This is a genomic window from Methylomonas sp. 2F7, assembly GCF_057126975.1.
In genome coordinates this window covers 642921-661987 of record NZ_CP195203.1, presented here as the reverse complement: position 1 = coordinate 661987, position 19067 = coordinate 642921, and the positions used below count along the sequence as shown (strand labels likewise).

Genomic DNA, 19067 nt, shown 5'->3' with positions numbered 1-19067 from the left:
TATGCGTGTAAAAATCACCCCCACTCATCGCTTCCCGACCGAAATCAAGTTGCACAAGGTTTCGGCGATCCTGGAAATTCATTTCGACGACGAAAGCATTTACGAACTGCCCAGCGAATATCTGCGGGTGTTTACTCAATCGGCGGAAGCGGTCGGCCACGGCCCCGGCCAGGAAACCCTGCAAATCGGCAAGCAAGACGTGACGATCACCGACATCCAGCCGGTGGGCAATTACGCGATCAAGCTGGTGTTCAGCGACGGTCACGACACCGGCATTTATAGCTGGGATTTGCTTTACAAACTGGGTTCGGATTTCCCGCTTTTGTGGTCGAATTATCTGGAAGAATTGAAAGCCGCCGGCCTCAGCCGCCGCTCGCCCCTAACCAATTAAAGAACATCATGACAAACGACAATACCACCCATTTTGGTTTCAAACAGGTTCCCAAACAGGAAAAAGTCGCCCTGGTGCGTGGCGTGTTCGACTCAGTTGCCAGCCAGTACGATGTCATGAACGACTTGATGTCCATGGGTATCCACCGCATCTGGAAACGAGTGGCCGTGCAATTGGCTAACGTTCGTGAAGGCGACAGCGTGCTGGATTTGGCCGGCGGTACCGGCGATTTGACCAAGCTGTATGAAAAACGCGTGGGCAAATCCGGCCAAGTCGTTTTGGCGGACATCAACGCGGCGATGCTGCGCACCGGCCGCGACCGACTGATCGACCATGGTTTGAGCGGCAATATCCGCTACGCCCAAGTCAATGCCGAATGCCTGCCGTTTGCCGACAACACCTTCGACTGCGTGACCATCGGCTTTGGTTTACGCAACGTCACCGATAAAGACGCCGCCTTGCGGTCCATGTACCGGGTATTGAAACCGGGCGGCCGCGTCATCGTGCTGGAGTTTTCGCATCCCATCGATCCGATTACCGAAAAAGTTTACGATTTTTACTCCTTCAATCTGCTGCCGAAAATCGGCGCGATTGTGGCCAAAGACGAAGACAGCTACCGCTATCTGGCCGAGTCGATCCGCATGCACCCGAAACAGGACGAACTGAAACAAATGATGGAGAATGCCGGCCTGGAACGTTGCGAATATTTCAACATGACTCAAGGCATTGTTGCCGTTCACCGCGGCTATAAGTTTTAAACAAGCACTATGCTCAAGCCGCTTTTTATTGCCACACTGGAAGGCGCGCTGAATGGCTATTTGGCGCTGGATGACAACTTGGAGCAATACCTGACGCCGATGGCCGGTAAAGTCATTGCTTTGCACATTTCTTCATTTGACAGCAATATCTATCTCTGCCCCACGATAAATAGCATCCAAGTACTCGAAAGCTATCCAGGAGCGGCAGATGCCACGCTGAGTGGCTCTCTGTCGGCACTGGGTTTGATGGGCTTAAGCGCCGCGCCCATGCGTTCCTTGTTTAAAGGCGAAGTGCGCATCGAAGGCGACACCCAGTTGGCGCGCCGTCTGCAACGGCTATTTGAAAAGTTGGACATCAATCTGGAAAGCAAAATCGCCCGCTATACCGGCGATGCCTTTGCCCAGCGCCTGACCAAACTGTTTCGCAGCAGCCGCGATTGGACACAACACAGCCTGACGACTTTCCGCTTAAACCTGGAAGAGTTTCTGCAAGAAGAAACCCGCGAATTACCCGCCAAATCAGAGGCCGAGTTAGTCTTTCGAGAAATCGACACTTGCCGCAGTGATTGCGACCGCCTCAGCGCCCGCCTCGACCGCCTGGAAGCCTTGACCCAACCAACATCTGCGCCTCAATAACAAGGACCTGCCCGTGATTCGCCCGAAAATTCTGATGCGCCTCATCCATATCAACTGGGTGATGATGTTCCATGGCTTGGATGAAATTGTTTTAAAAACCCATTTGTTTCGGCCTATCCGTTATATCGCGTTTTTGTCGCCAAATTATTGGACCAGCAAAGCCCGCGAACCGCGTGGCGCGCGTATTCGCAAAACCCTGGAAGACCTGGGACCGATCTACGTCAAATTCGGCCAAACCCTGTCGACCCGCAAGGACTTGCTACCTGAAGACATCGCGGAAGAACTGGTCAAACTGCAAGATAAAGTCCCGCCGTTTTCCGCCGAGACGGCTCGTAAAATCATCGAACAACAATTAGGGCAATCGATAGAAGAGGCTTTTGCGGAATTCGATCCGCAACCCTTGGCCTCGGCGTCGGTCGCGCAAGTGCATACCGCCACGCTGAACACTGGCGAGAAAGTCATCGTTAAAGTCTTACGGCCGGACATCGAAGACAAAATCCATTCCGATGTGGGCTTGCTTTACGAATTGGCACGCCTCGCAGAACGCTTTTGGAGTGATGCCCGCCGCCTTCGGGCGATGGAAATCGTCGCCGAGTTCGAAAAGACCATTCTCGACGAGTTGGACTTGGTGCGAGAAGCGTCCAACGCCAGCGCGATCCGCGCCAATTTCAAGAACTCCGAGATGCTCTATATTCCGGAGATCCACTGGCCGCTGACCCGCCGCAAAGTGCTGGTGATGGAACGCATCTACGGCGTGCCGGTCGGCGACATCGAAGCCTTGCGCAAAGGCAATGCCGACTTCAAAAAACTGGCCGAGCGCGGCGTGGAGATTTTCTTCACCCAGGTATTCCGCGACAATTTTTTCCATGCCGACATGCATCCGGGCAATATTTTCGTGCAATTGCCGGATAAATACCTGGCAGTGGATTTCGGCATCGTCGGCAGCCTGTCCAGCTCCGACCAGCGTTATCTGGCCGAAAACTTCCTGGCGTTTTTCAACCACGATTACCGCCGCGTGGCGCAAATGCACATCGAATCCGGCTGGGTGCCGGCTTCCACCCGCGTAGAAGAATTTGAAGCGGCAATTCGTAGCGTCTGCGAACCAATTTTCGAGAAGCCCTTAAAAGACATTTCGTTTGGCTTGCTGCTGCTCAGACTGTTCCAGACTGCCCGCCGCTTCGACATGGTCGTACAGCCGCAACTGGTGTTGTTGCAAAAAACTCTTTTGAACATCGAAGGTTTAGGCCGCCAGCTCTATCCTGATCTGGATTTATGGCAAACCGCCAAACCGTTCCTGGAAAACTGGTTCAAAGAGCGCGTCGGTCCGGCGAAAAAAATCAAAGAACTGTTCGCCAAATTCCCGGAAATCGGCGAACAAATTCCGGAAGTGCCCGGCCTGATATTCCAAGCCCTGCAAAGCGCCGCGCACATGGAGCAGCAGTTGCAGCAGCAGCAAAAAGATATGCTGGAGCTACGTAAGCAACTTAAACGTAACAACACCCGCACCTTGCGGGCTATTCTCAGCGCGGCGGTTTTGATTGCGGCGGCGATAGTGTTGCAGTCGCCATTTTTGCGGGGGTGAGTGGTTGATTTTCTTCGTAAGGTGAAATCCAATCGACACTTTACATGGCCTAGGGTGATAGACAGAAGGCAATACACCATATCGAACACAAACTTATCGGAGAAATGTATGATTTGGGGTAGATTTACAGTTAACCATCTAATTACTTGTTATGTGATCAACTAATGAAGCTCCTAGCGGAACTGTCTCGATTCATCCCATTCCTAGGCATTATTGCGCTAATAGCAGTCGGAATACATACTTCATTTGAATGTACTTCCCGAGATCCAGCTGGCTCTTCTGTAAAATGGATGGTTGTCTATGTATCGCCGCTGTTGCTTGTTGCGCTCGCAGTCGCTGTAGGAAAAATAAAATCAGCAGCCTTATTTTCCGCCTACTTTGCGATCACAGTAGGTGGCTATATTGAGCACCGCTATTATTTGCATCCCGGCATAATGCTCTTGGTAATTAGTCTTGTTGCATATTGGATAAGTGGATTTATAGCGCTATTTTCTTTCGATGAATCCAAGCCATGAAGTTTGCTACCTTAAGCGTTCCAAATAACACGGCGCTCAATGGGACGCTCCGCTTCGCTGCGCGCCCCTTAGCTCTGCGTTAGGCCTGACAAATGCAAAAACTCGATCCATCGCAACTCCTCGCGGAAATCGAAGACGCAATCCGCACCACTCCGGCCGACTACTCGAACTCAAACGCAATTCCTTGGCTTGGACGAGCAGCGTCACTGTTGAAGCGATGGGCACCAGGCCGCTCGATCATGATCAACTTACATGCCCGCGGGGCGCTCGGAGTCAGCGACATGCTCGCATCCAGCGACTTTTCTAGCCTGCTTATGTTGCTGCATGAGGCTCGTCACGACCTCCGTCTGAACGAGGTCGGCCCACTCTCAACCGCTATTGATCGTGGATCGGTGCTCGACTACTTTGAAGAAGTGCGCAGGCTGCTCGTCACGGCGAGAAGTGAGCTCTTCTTCGTCGATCCATACCTTGATGCGGAGTTCGTTTCGCGGTACCTACCCCAGGTGCCAACTGGTGTGACCGTCAGAATGCTCGGCAAGAAGGGCATGGCCGCGCTCGCGCCGGCTGTCGACCTAGCTGCACAGCAGTTCAGTCTAAAGATTGAAGTCAGATCCAGCTCAGCACTACACGACCGCTTCATCTTCCTCGACAATACTCGCGGTTTCAGTTCTGGCGCTTCATTCAAGGACGGTGCACGCTTGGCGCCGACCATCTTTACCGAGATAACAGATGCACTTCCAGCAGTACATGGAACTTATGAACAAATGTGGTCTGCCGCTACAGTTCATCGGTAGCCAACGCAGGACTGTAGGCCGCATTAGCGATAGTGTAATGCGCCGGATGAAAGCAGATGACGCAATGCCCGTTGGTTTTTATGCCCGGTTAATAAGCTTTCGTGTTTTGTGTCGCTAAAGCGACGACTGATTTTAATGTCGGGTCTCGGCCCGACAGCCGAGTAACTTTTCTTTGTTTGGCCAAAGAAAAGTCACCAAAAGAAAAGCCACCCGGATGCCGCTTATTCCCTGCGCGCCGAAGCTTTTGAACGGGGTTGCCGAAAGGGGCTTCCTGCCCCTTCGGCAACGCGCCGCATCCCTGCGGCGCCCCTAGCGGGCTGATCCGTTCAAAAGCTCCGGTGCTCGGCGCGGCATACGGGAAGAAGACCATCCCGATTTTCGGTGGCCCTCTGTAGGTCCGATTAGCGATAGCGTAATCGGACGCATGTTGGCAACGCCTCAATCAGTTAGGGCCTGTGCTACCTCGCAAAAGTCCAAACGATGTTTCGCATACCCCTCGTTCCTCCGAATACGCTTCGCTATTCGGAGCTACACAACTATTCCTCTAAATCCAAAAGAACCGTCAAAGCCCTGAGCTCGCGACGGGATTTCCCCGTATGCCGCGCCGAGCACCGGAGCTTTTGGTGGGAATAGCCCGAAGGGGTGCGGCAGGGATGCCGCACGTTGGCGAAGGGGCAGGAAGCCCCTTTAGCCAACCCCCACCAAAAGCTTCGGAGCGCAGGAAACAAGCGGCATCCGGGCGGCTTTTCTTTTGGTGACTTTTCTTTGGCCAAACAAAGAAAAGTTACTCGGCTGTCGGGCCGAGACCCGACATTAAAACCAACCGTTGCGTTAGCGACACCTATAAACCAAGCTTTACAAGTCATTCCCCCGATTACGCTGCACTAATCGGGGCCCTTGGAGTGGCACAGACTTTTAAGTGCAATTTCCCCCAGTTTGAATTAGCATCGTGCGACCATTTTCTTGAAGCGCCAGAACCTTGTATCAGCAATACTTCAATTTCAGCGAATTGCCTTTCTCAATCTCGCCTGACCCGCACTTCATGTTCATGAGCGAGCGGCATCAGGAAGGCTTGGCGCATTTGCTTTATGGCATTAATCAAGGGGGTGGGTTTGTCGCTTTGACTGGCGAGGTAGGCACTGGTAAGACCACGCTGTGTCACTGCCTGCTGCAGCAATTGCCGGACAACGTCGATATTGCCTTAATTTTGAATCCTAAATTAACGGTACAGGAATTACTGGCAACAATCTGCGACGAATTGGGCATTAACCATGCCGGTTTTGCGGCCAAACAGCTGATTGACGCCATCAATCAATACCTGCTGGCCGCTTATTCGCAAGGCAGGCGAACGGTTTTGTTGATCGACGAAGCGCAGAACCTTAGCTTGGACGTTTTGGAGCAAATTCGCTTACTGACCAATCTGGAAACCAGCAAAGCCAAGCTGTTACAGATCATTTTGGTCGGGCAGCCGGAACTGAATGCGCTGCTGCTTCGCCAAGACTTGCGCCAGCTCAATCAGCGCATCACCGCACGCTATCATTTGTTGCCGCTGTCGCTCGACGAGACACGGGCTTATATTCGCCACCGGTTGCGGGTCTGCAAGGGTAGTCATCGTCTATTCAACCCCGCGGCCATCCGCAAGATTTACCACTATTCGCAAGGCGTACCCCGCTTGATCAACATTCTCTGCGACCGGGCCTTGTTGGGCGCTTACGCCACCAACGCGCGGGAAATCAGCCCGGCGATCATTCGGCGGGCGGCGCAGGAAGTGCTGGGGTCGGTAAAAACAAAACGACGCTGGTATGGCGCAGCCGCAGCGATTTTGGCGTTCGGCGCCGCGGCGGGATTGCAATTTTGGCATCCGGCAATGCCCGTTATCGAACCGGCCAAACCGGTTGTTACCCAACAAGCCATGCTGCCGGCACCGCCGATCCCCGCCGCCAAGCCGGTCAGCTTTGCCGATCAGTTGGAGCATGCCGGCCTCAGCTTTTCCGAAGCATTGGCCGAGTCGCTGAAGACTTGGCATCTATCCTCCCCCCCTGGCCGCGCAGCGGATTGTGCGACGGTGGCGGCTCTGGGTTTGAGTTGCTTATTCGGCAAGGGCAACTGGCAAGAACTACTGAGCTTAAACCGGCCGGCGATTCTGGCTTTCTCCGACCCTACCGGCGCCAAACGCTATGTGTTATTGACAGGCATTGACCACGATTCGGCAATCGTCCGCTTAAAGGACACCGTCAACATCCCGCTGGCGGAGCTTTTGACCATCTGGGACGGCAATTATTTGCTACTGTGGCGGCTGCCGCACCCCGGGGTTACGGAAATCGCACCGCCGCAGCAGTCCGCAGCAGTACTCTGGCTGCGCGAACAGCTAGGTAAAATCAACGGCAAACCTGCCGGCGACATGGCCTCCCAAGTGTTCGATGAAACGCTAAAAGCCGAGTTGATTGCTTTCCAACACCGACAACATCTGACGCCCGACGGCATAGCCGGCGCCCGCACCCTGATACAGCTAGACAATCAAAGCGGAGCCTCTGCTTCGCCCCATTTGGCAATCACCACTCGCTAGGCTTGTTGATATGTCTTACATCTTGAATGCATTGCGCAAATCCGAACGAGAACGCCAAGCCATGCAGCCCGACACGGTGACCAGTCGCATCGCTATCGAGCAAACGCCGGAACGGCACAGCCTGACCAAAGTCATCGTTGCACTGGTCCTGTTGAATTTGGCAATTCTGACCTATTTTCTGGGTATCGCGCCCCAAAAACCCGAAGACAAAGCGCCGCCGGTCGCCAACATCGAAAAACCATCGCCGTTGCTGGCGAAAACAAATCCGCCGCTTCCAGCCGATAGCCTTCCGAAACCGGCTAGGATTTCTCCCGCCCCCAAAATTGAGCAAGCTCGGAACCCGACGCCGACCCCCGAGAAACTTGCAACTAACGCGAAACAACCGATCGAGCCGGCCGTGAGGGTTAAACCGACCATTGCGCCGCAGCAGTCGGTAAAGGCTCTCCCGACGGTCATCGCCCAACCAACGCCGACTAGCAAACCAATTACCGAGCCTGAACCGCTTTCAAGCATGGTTCCGCAATCACACCCGGCCCCCGGCGAAGCTGCGGTCAAAAAACCGGAACCAGTCCCAACTGCACGAGTGCAGAACGATTTGCCCACAATACAAGACTTGCCGCCGGAGCTGCGCCAATCGCTCCCCAGTCTGCCGATCAATGTATTTAGCTATTCGTCAACCCCTGCCGAGCGCTTCGTGATGATCGACATGGTCAAATACGTGCCAGGCCAGACCATCAAAAACCAGTTGGAACTGAAGGAAATCGTGGAGGACGGGATTATCGTCCGTTACGAGGGCCGAGTGTTCAAGATCAAACGTTAATAGCTGTAGGCGGAACACCTATCGGCTTCCGCCCAGCCCATTGGAATTTGTTGCAACCAAGCTCAAAAACTATACTTGGCTGAAAACTGCACCCGCTGTAATACACCGTCCCGACCATCGATCAACTCGCGCGTAGCGTAGGTGTATTCCACGCCCAGCATGGCCTGACTGACTGGGCTCCACAGCAGATTGGCATGCACGGACTGCACCTGCTGGGTCAACACCGTATTGGCATACGTCGGGTAATCCGCCTGCGCAAAGCCATAGGTCAGATTGGAGCGCCATTGCTTATCCCACCAATGTTGATAAGACAACATCCCACCATACGCTTCGACCAGCTCGATAGCGCCATGTTGATCGAGCGCCGCGTCGGCAAAGGTGTTATTGGTGGACACGTAGCGCGCGTCGCCTTTACCGTAATGCACCATAAAGCGCATATTATCCAAACCGAAGGTACTTATCCGTCCGGCCAAGTTAATGCCGCCGCCCCACTCGGCTTGCCTATAACCCGTCGTGCCGTTGGTGTAGCGGACCTGTCTGCCGACCGCCGCCAGGGACACGTTACCCCAATCCGGATTCAGATTGAGCCTTGCCATCAAATCCGGATAACGATCCGCATTAGGGGTGGTGTAATAACCCGCATCCAGATTGGGATTGGCGCTTTTGCTCAATGAGGTTTCCAGCGCACTATCCACCCACAAGCGGCTACGCGGAGCCTCCAGCGCCACTTGCCACTCCATCGGCGTATCCAGCCAATTAAACGGCTCGCTCCAGCGTACCAAAGACTGGCGCAGACTGCTGACCGCCCCAGCCGAACCGCCAACATCCAAGGTATCGGGTAAAGCCGACACGTTCAGATAGGTTGTCCAGGTCTGTCCCGCCAGAAAATGCCCAACAGAACCATAGGCATGCCGCAAGCGCGGCGTATACGTATAGGTGGCAGGATCGCCAAAGAAATCCAGTTCGACATAGGTATTGACATCCCCCCAAGTATTGGGCGTAAACGATTTAAACCATAAACGGCTCTCCTTGCTATGGAACGCAATTTGGCCGCGCTCGCCAGCGGCTCCGACTGGAATTTGCGCCATCGCCAACTGTTGGTCGCCTATTCGATCCCGGCCGGCACTGACACTGTTGAACAGCGTATCCATTTTTACAAAGCCGCCTAAGCCCACGGACGTATCAGTACCGGGAATCTTAAACGTGCCTTTGACATCGCCCACGGTCACGGCCGCCTTCTCTTTGGCTTTATCGCTGGCTGCTCCGGAGCCGGTAAACACCGGTGGCGCCGAGGCCTCCACAGCATGAGCCGTATTGCTGACCGATGCCTTGCCGGCGGCAACTTGCTCGGCGCGGACATGCTGTAACTCCTGCTCCAACTGCTCTATCCTCGAGTTGGAACGATCAACTTGGCTTTGTAACTGAGTCACTTGCTGGCTCAAGGCTTTCAGCAAAGTCTTGATGTCTTCGTCGGCGGCGTGCACAGGGCTAACCATCCAACAACACAACAGCATTGAAAATAGTTTAGGCAATAGCGGCGATTGGCTCATTTTCTAACCCCCAAGCTTTCTAAACAAAGCATGACAAGAGGTACAGGTGGTATTGATTTCATGCAGACTATCCGGAATGGCGTCTATATGATTTTGCTCGGCAAGCTGCTGCAATTGGCGCATCTCTTCCCTCAGCTTGCCGGCCAGGGCCAGAAACGTGGTCTGCTCGACCGCGTTTAACTGCAAACGGGGCAACTGAGCAATCATCGTCTCGACATTAGCCGCCAAATCCCGCGCTGCTTCGCCGATTTGCCGTGAATATTTACGGCGCTCCACGTCTAATTGCTGCTCGGTCATAAACCGCTCCTGCATCAGGCTGTCCATCCTGTCCATCAGTTCATGCAAGCGATTGTCCCGCACCGCATGTAAGGCCGGCTGGCCGGTTTGGCTACGTCCGCCCTCCAAATGCGCATACTGATTATTTTGGCTACAAGCGCTCAATATCGATACTAGTGCCGATAGATACAGGGTTTTCATGCGTTGCGCTCCGATTCGATCAATCTGAAATCTGAAAGATGCGGCTCACAGCCGCATCATGGCCTAGTTTAAGTTTACCCGAATCCTGTAGGGATATTTTTTCAGTCGCTATCTAGGGTAGCGTTCGCAGTTTAGGTATCATGCTGCTTCCGTTCTTCCGACAGGATACCGCCTATGTCACTTCTCGATTCTCTGTCCCAGCACACGGTAATGTTGCCGGATGAACTGCGGACCTTGGCCGCCGACTTTTGTTCTCAGCTCGACGAAAAACTGAGTCAGGAGCAACGCCAAATTTTCGACAACGAGGTATTTTCCGCCTCGGTGCTAAAAGTGTGTGTTTGCAGCCAATTTATCAGCGAAAACTGGCTGCGCAATCCCGATCTGATTCCGGACCTGGTGACATCCACCGATCTGTTCGCCCCTTTGCGCAGCGCCGATTATGCCGCCGCATTGCAACAGAGCGGCTACGCCGAAGGTGAACCCGCCTTGGCCAAGCAATTGCGCCTTTTCCGCCGCCGGGAGATGATCAGAATCGCTTGGCGCGATCTGGCCGGCTGGTCCGACCTGGACGAAACGCTGACCGATTTAACCGCCTTGGCAGAGGCCTGCATTCAAACCGCTCTGGATTTTTTATACCGCCAGGCTTGCGCGCGCTGGGGCACGCCGACGCTGGCCGACGGTACGCCGTTTAATATCGTGGTGCTGGGGATGGGCAAGCTCGGTGCCTGGGAACTGAATTACTCCTCCGACATCGACCTGATCTTTGCCTACGCCGAGGACGGCGTACTGACCGAGAAAAAAGAAATCAGCTACGGCGAGTTTTTTACCCGCATCTGCCGGTCGCTGGTCAAAATGCTGGACGAGATAACCGTGGACGGTTTTGTGTTCCGCACCGACGTGCGCTTGCGGCCCTTCGGCGATAGCGGCCCGTTAATCATGAATTTCGACGGCATGGAGCAATACTATCTGACCCAAGCCCGGGAATGGGAACGCTATGCGATGATCAAGGCCCGCCAAGTAGCCGGTGATTTCCATACCGGCAAGCAACTGGCGGCGCTGATTAAACCGTTTGTCTATCGCCGCTATCTGGATTACGGCGCGTTCGAGGAACTGCGCTCGTTAAAATTCCAGATTGCCCAGGAGCTGAAACGCCGTGACCGCGCCGACAATGTCAAACTCGGCCCCGGCGGCATCCGCGAAGTGGAATTCATCGGCCAGGCCTTTCAACTGATCCGCGGCGGCCAAGACGTCGCCTTGCAGCAACGTGAAATTCAGACCGTCCTCACCGTGTTGGAAGAACTGGGGTTGATGATTGTCGAGGATGTGGCGACCTTAAAGTTTGCCTACCGGTTTTTGCGGCGCGTGGAAAACCACATCCAGCAATACCAGGACAAACAAACTCACGACCTGCCGGCAAATCCGCTGGTGCAGCGGATTCTGTCGTATTCGCTGGACTTTGAGGATTGGGGCGCGTTCAAAGCCGAGCTGGATCAGGTGCGTGCATCGGTGCAGGACATCTTCGAGCAGGTGTTTTCGCTCAGCGAACAAGACAACAAACAGCAAAGTGCCCGCTTGATCTGGACCAGCCCCGCCGACAACGAATTGGCGCTGGAAGCCCTGGCCGACTACGGCTTTACCGATCCGCTCAGCATCCAAAAAGCCCTGGTCGATTTTAAAGAATCGCACGCGATTAAACGCATGACCAGCAAGGGTGCCGGGGTGTTGGACCGGCTGATGCCGCAACTGATAGAACAAGTAGCAAACAGCGAAAATAGCGATGCGACCTTGCTGCGCATTTTAGATTTATTCGAAGCCGTGGCCGGCCGCAACGTCTATCTGGCCTTACTCGCCGAAAACCCGGATGCGCTGAATCAATTAATCAACCTAGCGGCAGCCAGCCCGTGGATTTGCGAATATCTGTCGCTGTATCCGATTCTATTCGACGAATTGCTGGATACCCGTTCGCTCTACGACCCGCTACAAAAACAGGCCTTGCGCGAGGACTTGCAACGCGAACTCGCCCGCGTCGATACCCAGGACAGCGAACAACTGATGATTGCGCTACGCCAGTTCAAGCACTTGAACGTGTTGCGGGTGGCCGCCGCCGACATCATGGGCGTGATACCGGTGATGATCGTCAGCGACTATTTAACCTGGACCGCCGAAGCCATTCTGGAGCAGGTCTTGCAATGCGCCTGGCACATGCTGGTCAGCAAGCACGGTCACCCGCCCGGCACCGGCCCTAATCCGCAGAACTTTGCGATCATTGCCTTCGGTAAATTCGGCGGAATCGAGCTGGGCTACGGCTCCGATCTGGATTTGGTGTTTTTATACGCCTGCGCCGACGGCGATGCGCAAACCAACGGCGAAAAACCGATCAATTCCGGCCAGTTTTATTTACGCCTGGGCCAAAAAATCCGGCATATTCTGGATACCAAAATGCTGTCCGGCATCCTCTACGAAGCCGACTTGCGCTTGCGACCCAACGGCGATTCCGGTTTGCTGGTCACGCATATCGACCATTACGAAGCGTATTTAAAAAACGAGGCCTGGACCTGGGAGCACCAAGCCTTGGTGCGCGGCCGGTTCGTGGCCGGCGACGAAAACTTAAAGCACAGCTACGAAGCGATTCGCGGCCGGATTTTAGCCTTACCCAGAGACCGGGAAGAACTGAAAACCCAAGTGCGGGAGATGCGCGAAAAAATGCGCGACAATCTGGCACCAAAAGACCCGGCGGTATTCGATCTGAAACAAAGCCAGGGCGGCATCGCCGACATTGAGTTCATCGTCCAATTCGGCGTGCTAGCAGAAACCGCGCAGCAGCCGAGTCTGGCGACTTACACCGATAACGTCCGCCTGCTGGAAGGTTTGCAGCAGCACGGTTTTATCTCGCCAACCGATGCCGCGCTGTTAAAACGAGCCTATTGCGCCTATCGCGATTATGGCCATCACCAAGTGTTACAAGGCCTCAGCGCCACCGCGCACGGTGACGACTTTCACGAGTTACGCGCTGAAGTAGAACGGATTTGGCAACAGTTTATGCTCTGATGCTGACCGGATGAAAAAGTAGGGGCGGATTCATTCGCCCTACCCTCTAAAACCTGGAGCAATTTATGAAAACTTGGTTACTGCTGTGTTTGGCAGCATTCTCGACCGGCCTGTCCGCCAACGGCAAGCCCGGCAAGTTCGACGCTTATGTGCTGGCTTTATCGTGGTCGCCCACCTATTGCGAGGAACAACCCAAAGACCGCGAACAGTGCGGCAAGAAATTGGGTTTGGTGCTGCATGGCCTATGGCCGCAATACAACGTCGGCTATCCGAGCTTCTGCACCAAAGAAGCCTATGCACCTAGCCAGGCCCAAGCGTTTCCAGAGCTATATCCCTCCGAATTTCTATTCGAACACGAATGGGAAAAACACGGCACCTGCTCCGGATTGACCCAAACCGGCTATTTTCAATTATCGCAAGCGCTGAAGAGCAAGGTCGCCATCCCGCTTAACTATCAGCGGCCGCAAAAACCTTTCCGAACCACAGCGGAAGGGTTGAAAAGCGCCTTTGCCGAGGCCAACCCTTGGCTGAAAGAACAAGCCATCGTCCCGTTTTGCAGCGGCGGTGGACGGTTTTTCAAGGAAATGTTCGTGTGTCTGGATAAGAGCGGTGCGACAGCCAGTTGCGGTGCCGACGTGGTGAAAAGTGCGGCGAAATCTTGCGGGCAAAAGGATTTTTTGGTGCGGAATATTAAATAGCTGCGCTGGCGCTACCGCTATTTTTTAATGTTTGCCAGCCTCGCAACTGCAAGGTTAAAAGACGTAAACTTGCTATCCACTCTATCTAAACGGAGACGGCCATGCGTAGCAAAATCGAAATCAGCCCCAACGGCTTACAAGTTAGGGCAATCGCCGGCACTTACGTGGTGCTGTTGGCATTTACCTGCCCGAAAGCGTATTGCAGCGGTTTGCTCGGTTTCGGCATCCGCCGCAAGGATCATGAAAACGGCGAAGTGACTTGGCTGCGCGGTTTGAAGCGCTTCGACCTGCCCGGTGACGACGGTTACAGCGTCAGCAGCCGCGACCATCCGATCCAGAAATTTCATTGGGGTGACTACACCACCAAACCTGGCCGTACGTATACTTACACCATTCACGCCCTGACCGGAAAACCGGGCGCATTAAAAACTTTCGAGTCGGTGGCAGTGCAAGTGAGTTGCGAACACCCGGTCGCCGTCGGCAACCAGGGACATGCCGTGCATTTCAATCGCAGCGCCGCTGCCAGCCAGGCTTTTGCATCGAGGTTTCCACATTTGCCGACCGGCGAAATTGTCGATGAAAACGCCCGCCGTTGGTTATCGCGCGGCTTGGAGGAAGCCCTAATCGCCTATATCGACGCTGCCAAAGCCAAACAGGGCCTACATTTATTTTTGTACGAATTTGCCAAAGACGCGTTTTTCGAGGCTTTGAAACGCGCCAAGTTGCGCAAAGTCAGACTGGAGATTTTGTACGACGGATTGCTGGACGGCAAGGGTGAAGGCCCCTCGCTTGACGCGCTACCGCAGATCAAAAAATACGGCTTAAAAAGCGCCTGCAAAGCTCGCACCGGTGCCGGCTTGACTATCTCGCATAACAAATTCATGGTGCTCAGCAACGGCAAAGGCCAGCCGATTTCGGTGTGGACCGGCTCCACCAATTTCACCGATGGCGCAATCTACGGGCAATCCAACGTCGGCCACGTGATAAGCGACGCCACAGTCGCCAAACAATATTTCGCTTGGCACCAAGCCGTCTGGAAAAACCCCAGTTTGCCGGGAGCCGATTCGCGGAAACTGGTGATGAGCTTAACCCAACCGCCGGCAACGACCGAAGCGGGATCGCATTTGGTACTTAGCCCGCGCAAATCCACAGAAGCCATCAGCGAATGCGCGGAATGGGTAACGGCGAGCAAACGCCTGATCTGTTTTACCGCGCCGTTTGCGATGCACGACGAACTAGAAGCCGCCCTAGTCAAAGCACCTGCGCATGTATTGGGTTTGTTGAACACCCGCAGCGTGGTGGGCAAAGCCTTACACGACGCCCCCAACACCCAACTCGCGGCCAGCGCCGCCATTAACGAAAAATCCATCCTGGAAGTATGGCAAGGCCGATTGTTAGCTGAGTCCAAACATCATTCCGGCGTACACGTACATACCAAAATCCTGCTGGTAGACCCGCTCTCGGATAACCCATTGGTCGTCACCGGCTCAGCCAACTTCAGCACCAACTCCTGCCGTTACAACGATGAAAACCAGTTATTTATCGTCGGCGATACGGCGGTCGCCGATGTTTATCTGGGCGAATTCATGCGCATGTTCGATCATTACTATTTCCGCGACTATTCCGCCTGGGCCGCCAAGCAGAAAAAGCTCAATCCGCAGGCCGGCTTTCTGGACGGCACAGACCAATGGGCTTTACGCTTTTTCGAAGGCGGCGAACGGGAGGCTGCACGGTTGGCGTTTTTTGCTTGAAAAGTTCCTCTAAGGAGTAAAGGACTCTCCATCTCCCTCTGGGAGGAGGCCGGTATGATGCAATATATTTAGAGATCCCCCTAAATCTTGCCTATCAATCTACGTCTAGGTAGACAGGCGCTAATCAAACTTTACCAAGCTTTACCTTTCCTAGAGGTTTGCCGGCTTGCCAAGCAAAGTGGCAGATAATACACTGCAAGCTAGTTTCAAAAGCCGCTCGCCCGCCGATTTGCAACGGGTTGATGCAGCGCACTCCCCAGATACCGCTGTCGAAGCCATCGCCACTACTGCTGGTCGGGAAACGATCCGTCATCCTAAAGTAGCCACTAATAAGTAACATGCCTCAATCCACCGCTTCATCGTCAAACCGCCGGGGTCTGCGCTGGCTTGTCGTGTTTTTATTGGCCATAGCCGTTGCTGTTGGCAGCTGGTATCTTGCCAAGCAACCCAAAAATACCGACCAGGACCACGCCGAAACCGTAGAAGTGACGCTGGGCGATCTGGAAGAAAACGTCACCGCCCAAGGCAAACTCGAGCCTAAGGAATATGTTGATGTCGGCGCCCAGGTGACCGGTCTATTGCAGAAAATTTACGTCAAAATTGGTGACAACGTGCAGACCGGCCAATTGCTGGCGCAGATCGATCCGCGGATCTACGCCGCTCGCGTCGCCGCTGGCGAGGCCAACATCAAGAATTTGCAGGCCCAGTTGACTGGTCAACAAGCCCAAGTGGTGTTTGCTCAACAGCAATACGACCGCAACCGCGAGTTGCTGCAAAGCAAAGGTATCAGCGTCCAGGACTTTCAGAACAGCGAGTTCACTTTAAAAAACGCCAAAGCCACTGCCGAGTCGCTGCAAGCGCAGATCGAACAAGTGCAATCGACTTTAAACGGCGACAAGACCAACCTGGGATTTACCAAAATCTTTGCCTCGATGGACGGCACCATGGTTGATCAGAAAGCCCGCGAAGGCCAGACCTTAAACGCCAATCAAACCACCCCCACCATCCTGCAACTGGCCAAGCTGGATACGATGACGGTGCGCGCCCAGGTTGCGGAGGCCGACGTGATGCGCTTGCGTTCGGACATGCCGGTCTATTTCACCACGCTGGGCTCCGGCGAACGGCGCTGGCAAGGCACGGTGCGGCAAATATTACCGACACCGGAAGTGATCAATAACGTGGTGCTGTACAACGTACTGGTCGATGTCGATAACCGCGACCGGCAATTGATGACCGGCATGAGCACGCAGATGTTCTTTGTGTTGGGCAAGGCCGAACAAGTGCCGCTGCTGCCGGTCAATGCCCTCGGGCCGCGCCAGCGCAACCAGGATCAAGGCAACGGCCACGCTTACCAAGTGAAAGTGCTTACCGAGCAAGGCCCGCAAGACAAAATCGTGCAAATTGGCTTGAGAACCCGCCGCTTTGCGCAAGTGGTTGAAGGACTGGTGGTTGGCGACCGCGTGCAGATCGCCGCCGGCAAAGAGGATAAATCCAAAAGCCGCAAAAAAGACCAAGGTTATCCCGGCGCCGGAGTTCCGAGACTATGAGCGCCCTCCCCCTGCTGGAACTTAAACATATTCAACGTTTTTACCCCAACGGCGACAGCATTGTCCGCGCGTTGGATGATGTCTCGTTGACCATCTGGCCCGGCGAGTTTGTGGCCATCATCGGTCAGTCCGGCTCGGGCAAATCGACTCTAATGAACCTGATTGGCTGCCTGGATAAGGCCGACGTCGGCAGCTACCGGGTTTTGGATCAAGACGTTGCCGACTTAAACCCGGATCAACTGGCCGAGCTGCGCCGGGAAAGCTTCGGTTTTGTGTTCCAGCGTTACAATCTGTTGAATACTGCCAGCGCCGCCGAAAATATCGAAATTCCGGCTCTGTACGCCGGCCTGGGCAAAGCCGAGCGTCATCAACGCGCCTTGCAATTACTAGCCAAACTGGGCTTGGCCGACCGCAGCGAACATAAACCGATGCAGCTCTCCGGCGGCCAGCAACAACGGGTCGCCATCGCCCGCGCCTTAATGAACGATCCGCCGGTAATTCTGGCCGACGAACCCACGGGTGCGCTGGACAGCCAAAGCGGTACAGAAGTAATGGCCTTGTTAAAGGCTTTGCATGCGGAAGGCCGGACCATTTTACTGATCACCCACGACGACAAAGTCGCCGCGCACGCCCAGCGCATCGTGCATATCGCCGATGGCAAAATCGTCAGCGACGGTCCCGCCAACCGCAGCGGCCAGCGCCTCGCGCCGCCCGTGCATCGTGGCATCGGTGCCGCCGGCTTGCTGGCCGAATTGGGCGAAGCCGCCAAAACCGCCCTGCGCTCACTGCGCGCCAACCTATTCCGCACTGCGCTGACTTTGCTGGGCATCGTCATTGGCGTTGCCGCCGTGGTAACCATGCTGGCAGTCGGCCAAGGCAGTCAGGAAAAAGTGTTGGAGCAAATGCGGGCCATGGGTACCAACGTGTTATCCATCCGCCCCGGCATCCCCGGCTTTCGCGGCGGGGGCGATGTTGCCACGTTGATGCCGGCCGACGCCGACGCCATCGCCGAGCTGGACAATGTGCTGTGGGCCTCGCCGGAACGCAGCAGCCGTTTGACTGTGCGCTACGGCAATGTCGATTACGCCACCAGTGTGCAGGGCGTGGCCTCCAGCATGCCGCAGGTGCGCGACTGGCCCTTGGGTAGCGGCGACTTCTTTGACGAGCGCGACCAACGCCGCTACGCGCCGGTGATGGTGTTGGGTGAGACCGTGCGCAAATTGTTATTTGTAGACGGCGAAGATCCGCTGGGCCGCTACGTAATGATCGGCAACATCCCCTTCGAGGTAATCGGCGTAATGTCCAGCAAAGGTGCCGACGCGATGGGTACCGACCGCGACGATGCGGTGTTCATACCCATCAGCACCGGCTTGATCCGTCTGTTTGGCCAGAAATACCTGGGCGGCATTACTGTGTTGGTCAAGGATGTCTCCATAATCGACACCACCCAGCAAGCGATTAGCGACTTGCTGATTGCCCGCCATCAAACCGAAGATTTTCGGATTCGTAACATGGCCTCCATCATCGAATCGGCCACCGAAACCCAAAATACCTTCACCATGATGTTGGGTATCGTCGCGGCAATTTCCTTGCTGGTCGGCGGTATTGGCGTGATGAATATCATGCTGGTCAGCGTCACCGAACGCACCCGGGAAATTGGCATCCGCATCGCCACCGGCGCCCGCCGCCGCGACATTTTGCTGCAATTTAATACCGAAGCCGCTGTGGTGTGCACCCTGGGCGGCCTAATGGGTGTGCTGCTGGGCTTTGCGGCCGGGTATGTCCTGAAGTATTTTGAGATGGCGGTATTGTTTTCGCCGCTGCCGGCGATCCTGGCTTTTTCCTGCGCCTTCGGCACCGGCTTGCTGTTTGGTTATTTACCGGCGCGCAAAGCCGCCCATCTGGACCCGGTTGTGGCCTTGGCGGCGGAATGA

At 54.9% G+C, this 19067-nt stretch carries 16 protein-coding genes; 13 read left to right on the top strand and 3 right to left on the bottom strand.

What is annotated here, in order from left to right; genetic code table 11:
- Position 1: 1 nt before the first annotated feature.
- The 8 genes from ACR64Q_RS03160 (at position 2) to ACR64Q_RS03125 (ending at position 8062) form a co-directional block, all read left to right on the top strand.
- Positions 2 to 391: a gamma-butyrobetaine hydroxylase family protein gene (locus tag ACR64Q_RS03160; protein WP_313733560.1), complete on the top strand. Its 390-nt coding sequence runs from the start codon at positions 2 to 4 to the stop codon at positions 389 to 391.
- An 8-nt stretch (positions 392 to 399) separates the two neighbouring features.
- On the top strand, positions 400 to 1149 hold the full coding sequence (gene ubiE / locus ACR64Q_RS03155; protein WP_020483117.1) for a bifunctional demethylmenaquinone methyltransferase/2-methoxy-6-polyprenyl-1,4-benzoquinol methylase UbiE: 750 nt from the start codon (positions 400 to 402) through the stop codon (positions 1147 to 1149).
- Positions 1150 to 1158: 9 nt separating this feature from the next.
- Positions 1159 to 1785 carry a ubiquinone biosynthesis accessory factor UbiJ gene (locus ACR64Q_RS03150; protein WP_313733559.1) on the top strand — a complete coding sequence of 209 codons (627 nt, stop codon included), beginning with the start codon at positions 1159 to 1161 and terminating at the stop codon, positions 1783 to 1785.
- A 13-nt stretch (positions 1786 to 1798) separates the two neighbouring features.
- Positions 1799 to 3367: a ubiquinone biosynthesis regulatory protein kinase UbiB gene (ubiB, locus tag ACR64Q_RS03145; RefSeq protein WP_313733558.1), complete on the top strand. Its 1569-nt coding sequence runs from the start codon at positions 1799 to 1801 to the stop codon at positions 3365 to 3367.
- 164 nt (positions 3368 to 3531) lie between these two features.
- Positions 3532 to 3882: a hypothetical protein gene (locus ACR64Q_RS03140; RefSeq protein WP_313733557.1), complete on the top strand. Its 351-nt coding sequence runs from the start codon at positions 3532 to 3534 to the stop codon at positions 3880 to 3882.
- A gap of 92 nt (positions 3883 to 3974) precedes the next feature.
- Positions 3975 to 4676: a hypothetical protein gene (locus ACR64Q_RS03135; RefSeq protein ID WP_313733555.1), complete on the top strand. Its 702-nt coding sequence runs from the start codon at positions 3975 to 3977 to the stop codon at positions 4674 to 4676.
- 1048 nt (positions 4677 to 5724) lie between these two features.
- Complete coding sequence (locus tag ACR64Q_RS03130) at positions 5725 to 7242, top strand: AAA family ATPase (protein WP_313733554.1); 1518 nt, start codon at positions 5725 to 5727, stop codon at positions 7240 to 7242.
- 10 nt (positions 7243 to 7252) lie between these two features.
- The gene (locus ACR64Q_RS03125) at positions 7253 to 8062 is read left to right on the top strand and encodes a general secretion pathway protein GspB (RefSeq protein ID WP_313733553.1); all 810 of its coding nucleotides are present in this window, start codon (positions 7253 to 7255) and stop codon (positions 8060 to 8062) included.
- A 62-nt stretch (positions 8063 to 8124) separates the two neighbouring features.
- On the opposite strand, the gene ACR64Q_RS03120 is transcribed toward ACR64Q_RS03125, so the two are convergent.
- Both ACR64Q_RS03120 and ACR64Q_RS03115 read right to left on the bottom strand, forming a co-directional pair.
- The gene (locus ACR64Q_RS03120; protein WP_231499644.1) at positions 8125 to 9558 is read right to left on the bottom strand and encodes a DcaP family trimeric outer membrane transporter; all 1434 of its coding nucleotides are present in this window, start codon (positions 9556 to 9558) and stop codon (positions 8125 to 8127) included.
- Positions 9559 to 9615: 57 nt separating this feature from the next.
- On the bottom strand, positions 9616 to 10089 hold the full coding sequence (locus tag ACR64Q_RS03115) for a cytochrome c (RefSeq protein WP_026603521.1): 474 nt from the start codon (positions 10087 to 10089) through the stop codon (positions 9616 to 9618).
- A gap of 174 nt (positions 10090 to 10263) precedes the next feature.
- On the opposite strand from ACR64Q_RS03115, the gene glnE reads away from it, so the two are divergent.
- The 3 genes from glnE to ACR64Q_RS03100 all read left to right on the top strand — a co-directional run bounded on the left by glnE (position 10264) and on the right by ACR64Q_RS03100 (position 15586).
- Positions 10264 to 13137 carry a bifunctional [glutamate--ammonia ligase]-adenylyl-L-tyrosine phosphorylase/[glutamate--ammonia-ligase] adenylyltransferase gene (gene glnE, locus ACR64Q_RS03110; protein WP_036276241.1) on the top strand — a complete coding sequence of 958 codons (2874 nt, stop codon included), beginning with the start codon at positions 10264 to 10266 and terminating at the stop codon, positions 13135 to 13137.
- Positions 13138 to 13202: 65 nt separating this feature from the next.
- Positions 13203 to 13835 (top strand): ribonuclease T2 family protein, encoded by a 633-nt coding sequence (locus ACR64Q_RS03105; protein WP_026603519.1) that lies wholly within the window; start codon positions 13203 to 13205, stop codon positions 13833 to 13835.
- Positions 13836 to 13936: 101 nt separating this feature from the next.
- Positions 13937 to 15586: a phospholipase D-like domain-containing protein gene (locus tag ACR64Q_RS03100; RefSeq protein ID WP_026603518.1), complete on the top strand. Its 1650-nt coding sequence runs from the start codon at positions 13937 to 13939 to the stop codon at positions 15584 to 15586.
- A 124-nt stretch (positions 15587 to 15710) separates the two neighbouring features.
- Here ACR64Q_RS03100 and ACR64Q_RS03095 read toward each other — a convergent pair whose 3' ends face one another.
- Positions 15711 to 15926 (bottom strand): hypothetical protein, encoded by a 216-nt coding sequence (locus ACR64Q_RS03095; protein WP_036276238.1) that lies wholly within the window; start codon positions 15924 to 15926, stop codon positions 15711 to 15713.
- Between ACR64Q_RS03095 and ACR64Q_RS03090 the strand changes: the two genes are divergently transcribed.
- The gene (locus ACR64Q_RS03090) at positions 15925 to 17133 is read left to right on the top strand and encodes an efflux RND transporter periplasmic adaptor subunit (protein ID WP_026603516.1); all 1209 of its coding nucleotides are present in this window, start codon (positions 15925 to 15927) and stop codon (positions 17131 to 17133) included. The genes ACR64Q_RS03095 and ACR64Q_RS03090 overlap by 2 nt on opposite strands.
- Entirely contained in the window at positions 17130 to 19067 is a 1938-nt protein-coding gene (locus ACR64Q_RS03085; protein WP_313733552.1) for a MacB family efflux pump subunit, read from the top strand. Before ACR64Q_RS03090 ends, ACR64Q_RS03085 begins: the two co-directional genes overlap by 4 nt.

Excerpts from the sequence above, each read along its gene's own strand:
- ACR64Q_RS03100 (WP_026603518.1), top strand. The coding sequence starts at position 13,937 with ATGCGTAGCAAAATCGAAATCAGCCCCAACGGCTTACAAGTTAGGGCA.
- ACR64Q_RS03125 (WP_313733553.1), top strand. The coding sequence starts at position 7,253 with ATGTCTTACATCTTGAATGCATTGCGCAAATCCGAACGAGAACGCCAA.
- ubiE (WP_020483117.1), top strand. The coding sequence starts at position 400 with ATGACAAACGACAATACCACCCATTTTGGTTTCAAACAGGTTCCCAAA.
- ACR64Q_RS03120 (WP_231499644.1), bottom strand. The coding sequence starts at position 9,558 with ATGGTTAGCCCTGTGCACGCCGCCGACGAAGACATCAAGACTTTGCTG.
- ACR64Q_RS03130 (WP_313733554.1), top strand. The coding sequence starts at position 5,725 with ATGAGCGAGCGGCATCAGGAAGGCTTGGCGCATTTGCTTTATGGCATT.
- ACR64Q_RS03115 (WP_026603521.1), bottom strand. The coding sequence starts at position 10,089 with ATGAAAACCCTGTATCTATCGGCACTAGTATCGATATTGAGCGCTTGT.
- ACR64Q_RS03095 (WP_036276238.1), bottom strand. The coding sequence starts at position 15,926 with ATGTTACTTATTAGTGGCTACTTTAGGATGACGGATCGTTTCCCGACC.
- ACR64Q_RS03160 (WP_313733560.1), top strand. The coding sequence starts at position 2 with ATGCGTGTAAAAATCACCCCCACTCATCGCTTCCCGACCGAAATCAAG.
- ACR64Q_RS03150 (WP_313733559.1), top strand. The coding sequence starts at position 1,159 with ATGCTCAAGCCGCTTTTTATTGCCACACTGGAAGGCGCGCTGAATGGC.
- ACR64Q_RS03085 (WP_313733552.1), top strand. The coding sequence starts at position 17,130 with ATGAGCGCCCTCCCCCTGCTGGAACTTAAACATATTCAACGTTTTTAC.
- ACR64Q_RS03105 (WP_026603519.1), top strand. The coding sequence starts at position 13,203 with ATGAAAACTTGGTTACTGCTGTGTTTGGCAGCATTCTCGACCGGCCTG.
- ACR64Q_RS03140 (WP_313733557.1), top strand. The coding sequence starts at position 3,532 with ATGAAGCTCCTAGCGGAACTGTCTCGATTCATCCCATTCCTAGGCATT.
- ACR64Q_RS03135 (WP_313733555.1), top strand. The coding sequence starts at position 3,975 with ATGCAAAAACTCGATCCATCGCAACTCCTCGCGGAAATCGAAGACGCA.
- ACR64Q_RS03090 (WP_026603516.1), top strand. The coding sequence starts at position 15,925 with ATGCCTCAATCCACCGCTTCATCGTCAAACCGCCGGGGTCTGCGCTGG.
- glnE (WP_036276241.1), top strand. The coding sequence starts at position 10,264 with ATGTCACTTCTCGATTCTCTGTCCCAGCACACGGTAATGTTGCCGGAT.